At 63.0% G+C, this 13,882-nt stretch carries 15 protein-coding genes; 1 reads left to right on the top strand and 14 read right to left on the bottom strand.

All coding sequences use genetic code 11. From position 1 onward, the window contains the following. Positions 1-75 precede the first annotated feature (75 nt). The 8 genes from CGK93_RS03190 to CGK93_RS03155 all read right to left on the bottom strand — a co-directional run bounded on the left by CGK93_RS03190 (position 76) and on the right by CGK93_RS03155 (position 6,797). Entirely contained in the window at positions 76-486 is a 411-nt protein-coding gene (locus CGK93_RS03190) for an MmcQ/YjbR family DNA-binding protein (RefSeq protein ID WP_089593574.1), read from the bottom strand. A gap of 50 nt (positions 487-536) precedes the next feature. Further along, positions 537-1,403 carry a polysaccharide deacetylase family protein gene (locus CGK93_RS03185; RefSeq protein ID WP_232481530.1) on the bottom strand — a complete coding sequence of 289 codons (867 nt, stop codon included), beginning with the start codon at positions 1,401-1,403 and terminating at the stop codon, positions 537-539. 84 nt (positions 1,404-1,487) lie between these two features. After that, positions 1,488-1,913: a CoA-binding protein gene (locus CGK93_RS03180; RefSeq protein WP_089593572.1), complete on the bottom strand. Its 426-nt coding sequence runs from the start codon at positions 1,911-1,913 to the stop codon at positions 1,488-1,490. A gap of 71 nt (positions 1,914-1,984) precedes the next feature. After that, positions 1,985-2,878, bottom strand: coding sequence for a hypothetical protein (locus CGK93_RS03175; protein ID WP_089593571.1), 894 nt, complete (start codon positions 2,876-2,878; stop codon positions 1,985-1,987). Further along, positions 2,875-3,429, bottom strand: a complete 555-nt coding sequence (locus CGK93_RS03170; RefSeq protein WP_089593570.1) for an RNA polymerase sigma factor — start codon at positions 3,427-3,429, stop codon at positions 2,875-2,877. The genes CGK93_RS03175 and CGK93_RS03170 overlap by 4 nt, the downstream gene beginning before the upstream one ends. A gap of 409 nt (positions 3,430-3,838) precedes the next feature. Beyond that, the gene (locus CGK93_RS03165; protein ID WP_232481529.1) at positions 3,839-5,143 is read right to left on the bottom strand and encodes an alpha-L-fucosidase; all 1,305 of its coding nucleotides are present in this window, start codon (positions 5,141-5,143) and stop codon (positions 3,839-3,841) included. Continuing rightward, a complete protein-coding gene (locus CGK93_RS03160) occupies positions 5,140-5,754 on the bottom strand; it encodes a TetR/AcrR family transcriptional regulator (protein WP_089593568.1) in 615 nt (204 codons plus the stop codon). The genes CGK93_RS03165 and CGK93_RS03160 overlap by 4 nt, the downstream gene beginning before the upstream one ends. Beyond that, on the bottom strand, positions 5,751-6,797 hold the full coding sequence (locus CGK93_RS03155) for a saccharopine dehydrogenase (protein ID WP_089593567.1): 1,047 nt from the start codon (positions 6,795-6,797) through the stop codon (positions 5,751-5,753). Before CGK93_RS03155 ends, CGK93_RS03160 begins: the two co-directional genes overlap by 4 nt. A gap of 394 nt (positions 6,798-7,191) precedes the next feature. Between CGK93_RS03155 and CGK93_RS03150 the strand changes: the two genes are divergently transcribed. Then, positions 7,192-8,328 carry an AI-2E family transporter gene (locus tag CGK93_RS03150; RefSeq protein WP_089593566.1) on the top strand — a complete coding sequence of 379 codons (1,137 nt, stop codon included), beginning with the start codon at positions 7,192-7,194 and terminating at the stop codon, positions 8,326-8,328. A gap of 33 nt (positions 8,329-8,361) precedes the next feature. Here CGK93_RS03150 and CGK93_RS03145 read toward each other — a convergent pair whose 3' ends face one another. The 6 genes from CGK93_RS03145 to CGK93_RS03120 form a co-directional block, all read right to left on the bottom strand. Beyond that, positions 8,362-8,817, bottom strand: coding sequence for an iron chaperone (locus tag CGK93_RS03145; RefSeq protein ID WP_089593565.1), 456 nt, complete (start codon positions 8,815-8,817; stop codon positions 8,362-8,364). 221 nt (positions 8,818-9,038) lie between these two features. Continuing rightward, positions 9,039-10,151: an NAD(P)/FAD-dependent oxidoreductase gene (locus CGK93_RS03140; protein WP_089593564.1), complete on the bottom strand. Its 1,113-nt coding sequence runs from the start codon at positions 10,149-10,151 to the stop codon at positions 9,039-9,041. Positions 10,152-10,190: 39 nt separating this feature from the next. Then, positions 10,191-11,234, bottom strand: coding sequence for a Gfo/Idh/MocA family protein (locus CGK93_RS03135; protein ID WP_089593563.1), 1,044 nt, complete (start codon positions 11,232-11,234; stop codon positions 10,191-10,193). Then, on the bottom strand, positions 11,234-12,022 hold the full coding sequence (locus CGK93_RS03130) for an amino acid ABC transporter ATP-binding protein (protein WP_269768468.1): 789 nt from the start codon (positions 12,020-12,022) through the stop codon (positions 11,234-11,236). The genes CGK93_RS03135 and CGK93_RS03130 overlap by 1 nt, the downstream gene beginning before the upstream one ends. Further along, the gene (locus tag CGK93_RS03125; protein WP_089593562.1) at positions 12,019-12,807 is read right to left on the bottom strand and encodes an amino acid ABC transporter permease; all 789 of its coding nucleotides are present in this window, start codon (positions 12,805-12,807) and stop codon (positions 12,019-12,021) included. Before CGK93_RS03125 ends, CGK93_RS03130 begins: the two co-directional genes overlap by 4 nt. 29 nt (positions 12,808-12,836) lie before the next feature. Further along, on the bottom strand, positions 12,837-13,703 hold the full coding sequence (locus CGK93_RS03120; protein ID WP_089593561.1) for an ABC transporter substrate-binding protein: 867 nt from the start codon (positions 13,701-13,703) through the stop codon (positions 12,837-12,839). Positions 13,704-13,882 lie beyond the last annotated feature (179 nt).

The raw sequence follows: 13,882 nt of genomic DNA, 5'->3' as shown, positions 1-13,882 counted from the left end.
GTAGCTGAGGTCTTTAGGTATGCAGTATCAATCTAGCCCCATGTCAGCGCCGTGGGGAGGGTGTGCGCGGGCGTGTCAGTTGCCCTGAGGCTTTGCGAGCCGGGCCCAGCCCAGTTGCTCCTGCTGCTTGCGGCTCAACGTTGCCACCACCAGGTCATAAGAGTCCTCCACCATGTCCCGCACCATGGCGTCGGACAGGGCGCCATCCAGCCGGACACCGTTCCAATGGGTCTTATTCATGTGCCAGGCACCCGTGATCTCGGGGTTCGCTGCCCTGAGCTGCTCCGCCAACGCGGGCTCGCACTTGAGGCTCACGGACCAGTTGTCCGGATCCATCGTGGAAAGGGCGAACATCTTCGCCTCGTGGCGGGCACCGCCGGCGACGGCGGCCCGCACCTTGAACACGGACGTCTCAGGTCCGAACGGGAAATCTTCGAAGGCGCCGGGAAAGCCCAGGCAGATGTCGCGGAGGGTGGAAACGTCCATGGAGCGAGCCTACTGGTGCTCCGTGCGCGGGGCCACGGCTACGCCACTGCCTACGCCACGCCCAGGAAGTCCTCCAGCAGCACCACTTCCAGCCCCGCAGCCAGCTGGGCTGCGCGGAATGCAGCGAGGTCGGCGGCGAATTCGGCACGGAAATGCATGAGCACAATGTCACCCGGGCGCAGGGAGTTCCCCACCTGGTAGTCCATTTTCCCAGCGTTGGCCTTGGCTTCCCAGGTGACGATCGCCTTCATGCCCGATGCCGCCACGGCTTGCCGCATCACGTTGGAGTAGGCCCCTCCAGGCGGCCTGAACAGCGTGGGACGGCGGCCGTAGTGCTGGAACGCGTACTCCTGCATTCCCACCATGTCGTTGACCTGCTGCTGGTAACCCCACTGCCGGACCATGTTGATGTTGTGCGTGACCGTATGGTTCTCAATCAGGCTGCCCTGGGCTTTGAAGGCGTTGAAGAAAGCCGGGTTGTCCGCCACGGTGTCCTTGGTGAGGAACAGTGACGCGGGGTAGTCGTACTCCGCCATCAGCTTCACGGATTCCGGCGTCTTGATGTTGCCGTCATCGATGGTCAGGAACACCACCGGGTGCTTGGTCTCGATCTTGCTGATCACTGGCGCCAGGCCGCCCACGATCGGCGGGAGTTGGTAGTCCGGAATGAAGGTGCGCCGGATGCGCTTGGTGGGCGTCGTGGTTGGCATCGGCGTCGGCGAAGCGGACGACGTCGGAACCTCGCCTCCGACGCCCAGTGCACCGTTCTGCCCCGGCACCTCGGGCGACCCGGCAGCGCCAGTGGGCGTCAGCGCCGGCGTCGAACTTTCCGCTGCTGTACAAGCTGTCAGGCCGGCCACCATGGAAGCGCCAAGGATGCCGAAAGCGGCCCGCCTGCTGGGAGTAGAAAATGGCATCGCAGAATGGCCGCCGAACATGGCTGTCCCCCAAGACTCAAGAAATGATTCAGCTGAAATCTAACAGAGGAATCGGGCCTGGAATCACAAGCCGTAGTGCCAGCCTTCGCGTGCCGGGCAGGAGTTCACTACCACTTCAAGGCCCGCGTCCTTGGCCCGCTGGGTAGCTTCGTCATCGAAAACGCCCAGCTGCAGCCACACGGCCTTGGCGCCGATCGCAATCGCCTGGTCGATCACCGCACCAACGCGCTGGGAGTTGACGAAGCACTCAACAACGTCGATGGGATGCCTGGCTGCCGGAATATCCGCCAGGGCCGTGTACCCCTTCTCGCCGTGCACGTCCTCGCCCTTGAGATTAACGGGAATGATCTCCATGCCCATGGTGTCCCTGACATAGAGCGAGACCTCATACGCGGAACGCCATTGGTTGGTGCTGAGGCCCACGATGGCCCAGGTGCCTTTTGTTCGCATCAAGCGTTCCACGACGGCAGGATCGTTGACATGCATCATTCCCCCAGACTACCCGCCCACCGGCGGGCATCCTGGCCGAATATTCTGCATCTGTACCAGGTGGCGAGCGTCTAGCGGTGACCCTGTTTCAGCCACTTCTTCCACTTGTCCATCATGGGCTGGAACTGCTCTTCGGTGCGCTTGTCAGACAGCGCCGGAAGCAGCGCTCCTTGCTTGCCGCTGAGCCCGGGCTTTGCCGGCTTTCCGGTGTCGGCTTTTGACGCTTCAGCCTTAGGGGAATCCGCGCCCTGCCGCCCGAGCTGGTTTTCCTTGGCCTCCGGCCCCTGGGCTGCGCCGTCAAGTGATTTGTTCGGCTTGGCAGTTCTTGCTTGGGCAGCGCCGGCGTCGGCAGCGCCCGGCTGCGCAGCCCCGCCGTTCGCAGCGCCGGCGTCAGCAGGTTTCGGTGCAGGCACTGCAGGCACTGCCGGGACGGCGTCGGGTGCCTGTGCCTGTGCCTGTGCCTGTGCCTGTGCCTGTGCCACATTATCGGCGTTGGCAGCCGCGGGCACCGGGATGGATGCCGCTTCCGAGGCAGGTGGAATCGCCGCGGGGTCTGCAGCAGGAGCCGGTTCCGTGGTGACCCTGGGGGCGTCAGGCGATGGCACTTCGGGTGCCGCGACTGATGGTCGGGGGTGGAAATTGCTGATGAGCTGGTCAATGAAGGAAGGATTCCGGGTGAATCCCGAGCTGGCCGCGGCGACCCCGCTCACCCCAAGTCCCATTGCAGCCACTACCGCGATGCTGACCACCGCGGTCCGGTGCTTGTGCCGCCAGCGACGCTTGGACAGTTCATCGTGCGGGCCGGCGATCATGGCAGCGAGTTCCGGGCTGGGAGCGGGAGCCGGAAGGTGGGCAAAGGTACCCAGCGAAACCAGCGCTTGACGGACGTCTGAAGCGTCGGCGAGTCCGGCGTCGAGCAGTAACTCGTCCACGATCGCTTCGCGTTCTGTTTCCCTGTACGTCATGGCGACACATAATCCTTTACTGCCGAATGCTCACGGAGCGTAATGAGGGCCCGGCGCTGTAATTGCTTGACGGCGCCAGCGGTTTTCCCCATGATGTCGGCTACCTGTTCAACCGTCAGGCCGCCCACGATGCGGAGATGCAGGACCTCCCGCTGGTCGTCGCCCAGGTTGTCCAGAAGCGCCGCAACCTCATATGGCGCCAGCCTGGACAAAGCTTCGGCCTCCGCAGAGCTCGATTCGCGTGTGTCCCGTTCGGGCTCGAACTCGTGCTGTATGGGCGCCCGGGTTTGCTTCCGGTGCTCATCCACCATGCGTGCATGGGCCACCGAGAAAATGAAAGTCCGCAAGCCATTGACGCCACCGCTGAGGTCATCAAGCCGCGGCAACACTGCCAGGAACACGTCCTGCGTACTTGCTTCAGGATCGGGCACGCCTTTGGCCGTCAGGTATCCGAGAACCTGGCCCGCGTAGGCCTGGTAGACGGCGCTGAACAGTTCCGCGGTATTGCCCTTGAGCGCATGAAGCTCTTCGTCGGTCAATGCGTCGGTCACAATTGTGGGACTTTCGATCGGCGGCAGGTCCGTGGCTTTCCAGCCAGGTCATCCGCGTTGAACGACGGACAACCCCACCAAGGGTATCTGCTCGGCCGGGCCGTCCCCAGGGAGGACCCGCTTGTCCGGGAAACTACTTTGGACGAACTCCTCCGGACAAGGAAGAGCCGAGCTGGAACATGATGGGGGACAAATTCCAGCTCGGCCCTTTCACAGACGTAATCGACCACGTACGCCAAAGGGTTACGCGGAGTACAAAGTTTTTTGAAAACTTTTTGAGGGCAGCTGTTGCTACCTCCCTGCATCATGTTCTGGGGGTCGGTGTGGGAAGAGCCGGGCTCCCAACCAGGTAACAGTAAATGTCCCATTGAGCGCTCAATGGGACGTTTACTGTTACCTAGTTGGGCTGTTAGTCCGGCGCGTCTGTGGGGGCTTCGTAGCCTTCGGGAATCATCGGCGCTGCGGCATCCAGCGCTCCGGTGTAGACACGCGCTGAGCTGAGGCGGCCTCCGTCGCCCTTACCGCTTAGTTTCACGTGCAACCTTTTTGCGGTGACAACGGGCAGTTGGTGAATGCGTCGGTTGCCTACCGTCATCCCCTCAACAAGGCCCGCTCCCCCAATACCGTGATCACCAATACCGTGATAACCAACGCCGTCATCACCAAACACCGCGTGCTGAGTGATCCGCTGCCCCGAACTCAGGTCCTCAACGAGCTCCACGTGGTTGAACGTCACCGCAGCTGGGAAGCTCAGGGTCGCTCCGCCGTCGTGGTGTTCAAGCGTGGCCTCAACCGCGCCGGAGAGGCGGCGGTCCAGCTCGGCCTTCCACTCCTGAAGCCTCGCGACATCCTGCTCCGGAATCAAACCCCGAGTGTCCGGCGGAAGGTTCAGGAGGAGGTTCGCACCCATTCCCACCGATTGGTAGTAAATCGCGAGCAGGTGTTCGGTGGATTTGGGCTCGTCGTCGGGGTGCCAGAACCAGCCGCGGCGCAGGGAAACATCGCACTCAGGCGGCAGATAGCGTTCGGCCCGTAGCCCGGAGCTGGAATCCGTGTACTGGGTGTCGGACGTGCGGTCCACCACGTAGTTCACGGGGTCCGACGCCAGTCCGTTCTCATTGCCTACCCAGCGGATGGTGGGCTGGCCCATGTTGAAGATCATGGCGTCCGGCTGGTGCTCCTTAACAACAGCGATGATCCGTTCCCAGTCGTACTCCCGGCCAACAGACCCGGCGCCGTCGAACCACAACTCCATGAGCGGGCCATAACCGGTGCAGAGTTCCGTGAGCTGCTGAACGTAGAAGTCGTCGTAGGCTGCGGGATCGCTGTAACAGTCCGCGTTCCGGTCCCAGGGCGACAGGTAGAGCCCCAGTCCTACGCCCTGTTCTGCGCAGGCCTCGGCAACGTCGCGAACAACATCGCCTGAACCACCGCGCCACGGCGAGGACGCGACGGAGTAGTCAGTCGTCGCCGTGGGCCAGAGGCAGAATCCGTCGTGGTGCTTGGCAGTGAGGATCAAGTACCTGGCTCCGGCTTCCTTGGCCGCACGGACCCAACTGCCGGCGTCGAGCTCCGTCGGGTTGAATTTCGACGGCGGAATGGTGCCGTCGCTCCACTCCTTTCCGGCAAAGGTATTGATGCCGAAGTGGATGAAGGCGCCGAATTCGAGTTGTTGCCAGCGGAGCTGCGCGGGCGTGGGCCTCAGGTGGGTCACTGGGCGGCTTCCTGTCCGTGGATCAGCCATTGTGCAGTGCGGATGATGGCGTGATCGCCTTGCTCGGTGCGTAGCCCCGCGATGTCGGATCGTGTCACGGCCGCTCCCTCAAAAAGGCTGACGATCGCAGCCGCCACTCCTCTCAGGGTCGGCTCCGACAGGTCCGGCCGGCCCCTCCGGACCACGCCCTGTACGTGCGCAGCGTACTGAGTGTAAAAGGACCGCAGAGCACCGGCCGCCTGATCATCCGAGGCGGCCAGTGCCCAGATCTCCACGTGCATCCTCACATCAGCCAACTCCGAATGCTCCAGAAGCAGCGCGGTGAGCAGCCGGTAGGAATCGTCCCGGGACAACGTGCCTGACGCGTCTGAGCCGAGGTCGAACCCGGCTGTCTCCTCAAGCCGCCGCAGCGAGCGCTCCAGGGCTCGCTCAAGGACGGCGCGGATGAGGTCGGAACGGGTAGGAAAGTAGTGCTGCAGATGTCCGATCCGCACCCCTGCGGCAGCGGCAAAGTCCCGCATTGCCGCGTTCGCGTTGCCCTTGGTGACCAGTACTTCTTCAGCAGCGTCAAGGAGCGCAGCCTTCCTCAGGGCGCCCTTGCTTTCGGTCATGACCTCAATATTGTCACACCGTGCGATTCAAGTTCCGCGAGTCGGGACGCTGGATCCGGCGCGGATTCGGGGAAGGAAACACCGGGCCGCGCGCCCTCCTCGAGAACTGCGCGCAGCCCCAGCAATCCGCCCAACGCGGTCAGATGGGCCTGGCCTTGCGGATCTGAAATGACGGCCGTTCGTGTTCCACCCGGCCCTTTCACGTCAACACGGATGTGGGCAGTGCCGCCCGCGCCGGGCGAGTACAACAGGGAGCGTCGCAGCGGTGTCCACCGTTCCCCACTACCCCAGCGGAACAGTCCCACCGCACGTGCGGCGAGCAACGCCGTCGTGGACGTATTGGAGCTGAACCCGATCCGGGTTGCCACCGATCCGGCGCCAAGGGTGAGCGGCAAAGTGAATTGTTCAGGCGTGTCGAGCCGCGCCACCTTGGTACGGTGCCCGGCAATGTCCACCCAACGGGTGTCGCTCAAGGGACGCACGACGGCGGCCTTACCGCCTTTGCGTACTTCAAAGTCCAGTCCCAGCCGGTCCATGAAGTCCACTGAATCAACTCCAGCGCGGTCGTTGATGTCGTAGCGGATGGCGACGTCAATCTGGTCACCGCCGCCCGCGTCTTGGACCAAGTCTGCTGCGACGATGTTGATCACGCCGCCCATCCAGCCCGAGCTCAGCAATACAGGAGCAGTTGGCCGCAGGAGGGTTGCCAGGGTGGCTGCCCTGGTGACGCGGCTGGTCCAGCGGGTGACGTCGACGTACGGGATGCCGGCGCTGACGGCAGCGCGGAGGACCCTGTCGTCGGGGTCGTTGACAGTGCTGATCACCGCCCTGACCTTGGCTTCGAAGGGTTCCGGGCGGCTGAGGTCCCATCGTTGGAGGGTCACGTTTCCGCTTGCCAGGTGGCTGCCGCGGTCCGGGTTCCTGCCTGTGAGGAGCAACGGCCATTGCGTACCTGCGAGTCGCGTGAGTGCCGTGCCAACAGTGCCGTAGCCGCCGACGATCAGGATGGGACCGGCGGGATCAGATTCAAGGAGATCATTCATGACACTCACTTTAGGTCATTTGACCTAGAAATTCACAAACGCTGGAACCCTGTAGCTGCCACGCAACCGGGAGTAGGCTGCAAGCATCTGCCCGGAGCACTACACCCGCGTACGCAAAGGAGAGATCATGACCCTTCCTCCCACTCACGAGCCCGAGCCATTTCCCCCGGACCCAGGACCGGTGCCACCACCACCGGACCCCACCACCCCGTTTCCACCCAGCCCCATTCCGGATCCAAACCCCACACCCGGGCCATCGCCGGTTCCCGACCCGGGTCCGGTACCCCCGCACCCCGATCCCACGCACTGGATCCGACGCACCGGGGAGGGGCATTAGTCAGTAGGCTTATGTTTGATCAGGTCGGTTGACCGATGCGAACGAACAGGAGCCCCCATGACGGCACACGAGGAAACAGCGCCCGTTTCCGTCCGCAAGCAACGCAAGCCCGACCTCTGGAAGGACTCCCTGGGCCGGGCATCCGTGCGGGCAGCGCAGATACTGCTCATTCTGACCCTGACGGTGGTGGCGATCTTCGGGCTGCTTCAAATCCGCCTTCTCGTTATCCCGGTGCTCATATCCTTGATCCTGGCGGCGGCCATAGGGCCGTTCGTCAACATGCTTCGACGGCGCGGCTGGCGCGGCGGCCTGGCCACCGGCGTCGCTTTCCTGGGCCTTCTGATAGTGCTCGGCGGGGTCATCACGGTAATCGTCCTGTCGGTGCGCAGCCAATGGGACGAACTGATCAGCCAGGCCGCGGCCGGACTGGATGAGTTGGAGAGCTTCCTGCTGACCGGGCCGTTTCCGATCGACCGGGAGCAGTTGAACCAGGCACGTGAAGCGGCAGTGGAGTTTGCCCAGAGCAGTCAGGTGCGTTCCGGGGCGGTTACTGGGTTATCGGTGGTGACCGAGTTCCTTGCGGGCGCCAGCCTGGTGGTAGTGATCCTGTTCTTCTTCCTCAAGGACGGCGCCAAGATCTGGGAGTTCTTCATGCGACCCTTCTCCGGCCTGAGGGAAGCGAAGCTTCGCCGGGTTGGAAAGCGAACCATGGAGGTCCTGGGTGGCTACGTTCGAGGCACGGCGATCGTGGCATTGGTGGACACGGTAGCAATCGGCGCGGTCCTGCTCATCTTCCAAGTGCCACTGGCCATCCCCCTGGCAATCATCGTGTTCATTGGAGCCTTCATCCCCTTGGTGGGGGCCACGGTCGCCGGGATCCTGGCAGCTTTGGTCGCGCTCGTCGCCAACGGGCCCATCGTGGCGCTGATCGTCGTGATCGCAGTGATCGCCGTCAACCAACTTGAAGGTGACTTCCTTCAGCCGGTGGTCATGGGCAAGTCCCTGGAACTGCACGCACTGGTCATCCTGATGGCGCTGACAGCTGGCACCATCCTCGCGGGGATCATCGGCGCCGTGTTGTCGGTTCCCATTGCGGCGGTTGCCTGGGCCATTGTGCAGGTGTGGACGGCAGAAGATCCGGACCTGGAACCCATGAATCCGGACCTGCCGCCGGCCAACAGCCAACCGGCCTAGGGCCGCGGAAGAGGGGGCCAGGGAAGCCAGCGATTATCCCAGCGCCCTCTTGATCAACTCCACGATCTTTGCCTCGACCTCCGGCGTGATTTCCTTGAGGGCGAACGACGTTGGCCACATGTCGCCGTCGTCGAGCTTGGCATTTTCTTCAAACCCGAGCGTGGCGTACCGGGCCTTGAACTTGTGGGAGCTTTGGAAGAAGACGATGTTCTTTCCGTCCTTGGCGTAGGCCGGCATCCCGTACCAGGTCTTGGGCGTGAGTTCGGGCGCATGCTCCTTGACGATCGCGTGAAGCGCCTCGGCTATGGTTTTGTCCCCCTCGGGCATCTCAGCGATTTTGGCCAGTACGTCAGCCTCGCCGTCGGCTTTGGACGCCTTCTTGCGCGGAGCCTTCTTCAGTTCCTGCGCGCGCTCCTTCATCGCCGCGCGCTCTTCCTCCGTGAAGCCGTCGTAGGACTTGGTCTTGTCAGTAGTTCCAGTCTCAGCCATGGTGGGTTCCTTCGTCTGTCCTGCGTGATCATGCGGTTAATCCCAAGCTACGGTGCCGGCGGGCCGAAAGCTTCTCCGAAACTGCTCAGTTGGACCGTGGGTGAGTCTTGAGTTTTCCTGAGGAAGTGTTGCGGGTTTGCAGGATTTGTTAATGATCCACCCTCAGCGGCCCCGACACGCTGATGCAGATGGCGTATCGGGGCCGTTGGCCTTGTAGGGGTTTAGGAGAAACGCCCCGGGCGGAAAGTGGCCAGCATCGGGTGGTCTTCGCCGCTCAGGATCTCACCGGACAGCAGTTCACCGGCGATGAGGCCCAGCGTGGCACCGGAGTGCGTGAAGGCTACGAAGCAGCCAGGCACTTGACCGAGTTCGCCGAAGACCGGTTCGCCGTCACCGGGGATGGGCTTGTAGCCGATCTTCCAGGACGCCGGCTTGAGTTCCGGATTTCCCGCGATGAGCTTGGAGGATTCGTCGGCCAGCTCCTGGACAACGTCATCCGGGATGGTGAAAGAACCGTCGGCGTGCTCGGTGATGTTCGCTTCATACCAGTCGTGATCCAGGGCGAAAGTGTTGCCGGGGTTGGGACGAACAGCAGCCCGGGGCGTATTCATCACTGCGGCCACCTGGTGCTCCACGGGTTTGGTGACCACCAGCATGGAAACCGGCGAACCGTTGGGGATCTCCACGCCAAGCGGCTTCACGACGGCGGGCGTCGCCGCACCGCAGGCAACCAGGACGGCGTCAGCGGGGTACTTTTCACCGCCGGCGGTTTCGACGCCGGTGGCCCGTCCGCCGTCGACCATCACCGAAGACTTGCCGACGTTAAGGATCAGCCGGCCGCCCAACGCGTGGAACTCCTCCATCAGGAAGTTCACCAGGTCCGGCAGGCTCACCCAGCCTTCGCCGGGGTTGAAGATGGCGTTCTCGGGGACGGCGCCGGCATCGATGCCTGGGGTCACCGAGGCAATTTCTTCGCGGGCCAGCAGCTTGGAGTCGTAGCCAATGGACTTCTCGTAGGCGTGGCGGGCTTCCGTGACCTCGCTCTGCCCGGCAGCGTTCCACATCAGGCCTCCCCCGAACTGCAGCCACTCGCGGCTGGGATCGGCGGCAAAGAGAGTGCGGTACCGGTCAACGCCGGCCACCCGCAACTGGTGGTACGGCGTGGAGCGTTCGCCCGCCGAGTTGAGCCAAGAGAGTGACCGGCCGGTGGCTTCGCTGGCCAGGCCCTCCTCGGTCAACAGGGTGACGGAGGCGCCTTGGCGGAGCAGGTGGACGGCGGTGGATACGCCCAGGATGCCGCCTCCGATGACGGCGACGTGCTTGGTGGAGGACATGGTTCTCCCTTTCTTTGAGGTAAATGCTGCTCAACGCGCCTATGCGAACGCGTGGATGTTTTCGATGATCCTGAGGGTTTCCAGGGCTTCCGCCGGCTGCACCGGAAGCTTCCCCTGCCCACGGAGCGAGCCTGCGAGTTCCCTGTAGAACTGTGGATAGTCGCCCTTTTCTGCCGGGACCGGCATGGTCGCCCCGTCCACTCCCAGAAGCCCCCAGGAATCCTGGGGTTCCGTGCCGTACGTGGCATCCGACGGCGTGATGCCGGCTGCCAGGGCAGGTTCCTGAGCGTCGAGTCCCCACTTGGTGTAGCCGGCTTTGGAGCCGAGGACGTGGAAGCGCGGGCCCACTTGGGCGGCCATTCCGTTCATCCACAGCCGTGTCCGGACGCCGGATTCGTGGCGCAGCGACACGAAAGCTTCGGTGTCGGCGGCCGCCTCATACGGGCCATGGTTGGCGGTTTCGCCGTAGCTGTCCTCCACAGGGCCGAAAAGCTGGATGGCTTGATCGATCAGGTGGGCTCCAAGGTCATGAAGGATGCCGCCACCCTCAGCCAGGGTGGCCGAATCGCGCCAGTTCCCGAAGCCTTCCGGACGCCACCATTCAAAGCGCGACTCGAACGTCCTCACGTCTCCCAAGGCACCGTCCTGCAGCAGCTTCCGCAGCGTCAGGAAGTCGGCGTCCCACCGGCGGTTCTGGAAGACCGTGAGCTGCACACCGACGTCGGACGCCCGCCCGACCAGATCCTCACCGTGGGCGACCGTGGTGACAAAAGGCTTGTCCACCACAACGTTGAGCCCCTGGGCGATGGCCATGACACCAAGATCAACGTGCGTCAGCGGCGGCGTTCCAAGGACCACCAGGTCCAGGTCCCCGGCGCGGGCGAACATGTCCTCCGGAGTGGGAACAATCGTTGCCTGCGGGTAGAGCCGCCGGGCTTCGACCATGCGCAGCGGATCTGCTGTGACAATGACGTCAAGGGAGTAGTTCGGGTCCGCTTCGATCAACGGTGCGTGGAACACCTTGCCCGAAACGCCAAATCCGACGACGGCGGTTCTGATAAGTGCCGCTGTTGGCCTGCTCATCACAGCACTTCCGAGAGGAAGCGCTGCAGGCGTTCGCTGCGTGGGTTGTCGAAGAGCTCGGTGGGGGTTCCGATTTCCACGACTTCGCCTTCATCCATGAACACCACCTGGTCTGCCACTTTGCGGGCGAAGCCCATTTCGTGGGTGACCACCAGCATGGTCATGCCGCGGCGGCCCAGGCCGGCCATGAGGTTGAGGACGCCCTTGACCAGCTCGGGATCCAGGGCGCTGGTGGCTTCGTCGAAGAGCATGACCTCGGGCTCCATGGCCAGCGCCCTGGCGATGGCGACGCGTTGCTGCTGGCCGCCGGAGAGGTCGCGGGGCCGGTGATCTGCGCGTTCGGCGAGGCCGACTTCGGCGAGGCGGCGCCGGGCGCGTTCCCGGGCCTCCGACTTGGACATTCCCTTGACGCTCCAGAGGGCCAGCGCCACGTTTTCCAGGGCGGTATGGTCAGGGAAAAGGTTGAAGTGCTGGAACACCATTCCTATACGTGCGCGGAGGATGTCCGGCTTGACCTTGAGAGCACTTTCGCCGGCCAGCAGCACGTCGCCACTCTTGGGTTCGTGCAGGCGGTTGACTCCGCGCAGGAGCGTGGACTTGCCGGAACCGGACGGGCCGATGATGCAGGTGGTGGTTCCCGGGGCCACGGTGAGGCTGACGTTGCGGAGCACTTCAACGTCCCCGTAGGCCATGGTCAGGTCCTGGAGTTCCAAGCTGGAGCCGTGGAACTTCTCGATGTCCTGGGTGGGCTTGTTGGTGCTGGTGGCGCTGCTGCTTGTGAGGTTCACGTGTTGCTCCCGGTGATGAGCGGCGAGGCCGCATCGAGTTCCTTGACTTCCTTCAGCCCACTGGTGGGTGCGGTGGGACGGCGGCGGCCGGTGCGGAACTTGTTGTCGAAGTAGTTGACCAGGTGGGTCAGGGGCACCGTGATGATGAGGTAGAAGATGCCTGCCATGACCAGCGGTGAAAGGTTGCCGGACAGTACTGCTGCATCCTGCCCCACCCGGAACAGTTCACGTTCGCTGACCAGGAGTCCAAGGAAGTAGACCAGCGATGAGTCTTTGACGATCGCAATGAACTGGTTCACCAAGGCCGGCAGGACCCTGCGAATGCCTTGCGGCACCACTACCAGGGCCATGGACTTGGAGTAGCTCATGCCCAAAGCGCGGCAAGCTTCCCCTTGGCCCTTGTCAACGCTCTGAATGCCGGCCCGGAAAATCTCTCCGATGTAAGCGCTGGCGATGAGACTCAGGGCGATGATTCCCAGGGGGTACGGAGAGGGTCCGAAGACCGACTGGCTCAACCGCGCAAAACCCTGGCCAATCAGCAGAATGGTGAGGATGGCGGGTAAGCCACGGAAGAGGTCCGTGTAAATCCTTGCCGGGATGCGCAGCCACTTGGAGCGCGAGATGCCCATAACCGCCACCACCATGCCCATCACTACGCCAAGAATGGTTGCGGCGATGGAGATGATCAGGGTGTTGAGGAGGCCAACTCCGAGGAGCTGGGGCATTACTTCGACCATGGCTTCAAAGTCGAAGAACGTGCGGCTGATGGTATTGAGCCAATCCATTGAGTGCTCTCAGACGTTAGGTGTTGGGCTTACTTGCTGGCGGTCGGGGCAGGGCTGGAGGTCTGCTCGGCCTTGGGGAGGTACTGCTCCGGCATCGGCGAGCCCGGGAACCACTTTTCGTAGAGCTTCTTCCACGTGCCGTCTTCCATTGCTTCGGCGAGGCCCTTGTTCAGCGCTTCTTTGAAAGCGGGCTTGTCCTTGGCAAGGGCGAATCCTGCAGGGGCGTCGAAGGACGGAATATCCGCTGCGCTCACCAGTCCGAACTGCTCTTGGTATTCCTTGGCTGCCTCGTAGTCCAGGAAGTGGGCGTCCACGGAACCGCTGTTGACTGCCGAGATGGCCGTGTTGTTGTCCGGGAAGCGGACCAGCTGCGCCGAGGTGAAGTTCTTGACTGCGTAGGCTTCCTGCAGGGTTCCCTGGACAACGCCCAGCCGCTTGCCGTTGAGGGCGTCGGCGTCGTTGATGCCGGAAGTCTTGGTGGTGATGACCGTCAGATATCCGGCGAGGTAACCATCGGAGAAGTCCACGGTTTCCTTGCGCTTGTCGGTGATCCCGATCGCTGCCACACCAACGTCGAACTGGCCGTTGGCTACGGCAGCAAGCAGTCCGGAGAAGTCCTGGCCGGTGAAGACAACTTTGTCGACGCCGGCGCGATGGGCAACGTCCTTGAACAGTTCCACGTCAAAGCCGGTGAAATTTCCCGAGCCGTCCGTGAAGGTGTAGGGCTTGGAATCGCCGAGGCTGGCCACGCGGATGGTGCCGGGCTCGATCAGGCCGTAGGGATTCTCGGCGGATGGCGAGGAGCTTGCGGAGGATCCACCGCAGCCGGAGAGGGCAAGGATGGCCGCCAAGGCTGCTGCTGCGAGCGCTGCCGGGCGGAAGTTCAGTTTGATCACAGCGTTGTCCAATCGTGGGAGGGAAAGCGGTGCTGTCAGGAGCCGCTGAAAGTTATTGCTCGATGCGGGGTCTTGTTGAGTCCGGTCTCAGCCCCTAGGATTGAGACCGGACTCACATCGATTGATATGAAATGTAGCGGAACTCACAAAGCCGCGTCAACACCCCTCTTGAAAGGTGA

It is taken from the genome of Arthrobacter sp. YN, assembly GCF_002224285.1.
GTDB lineage: Bacteria > Actinomycetota > Actinomycetes > Actinomycetales > Micrococcaceae > Arthrobacter.
This window is presented reverse-complemented; position numbering and strand designations above follow the sequence as displayed.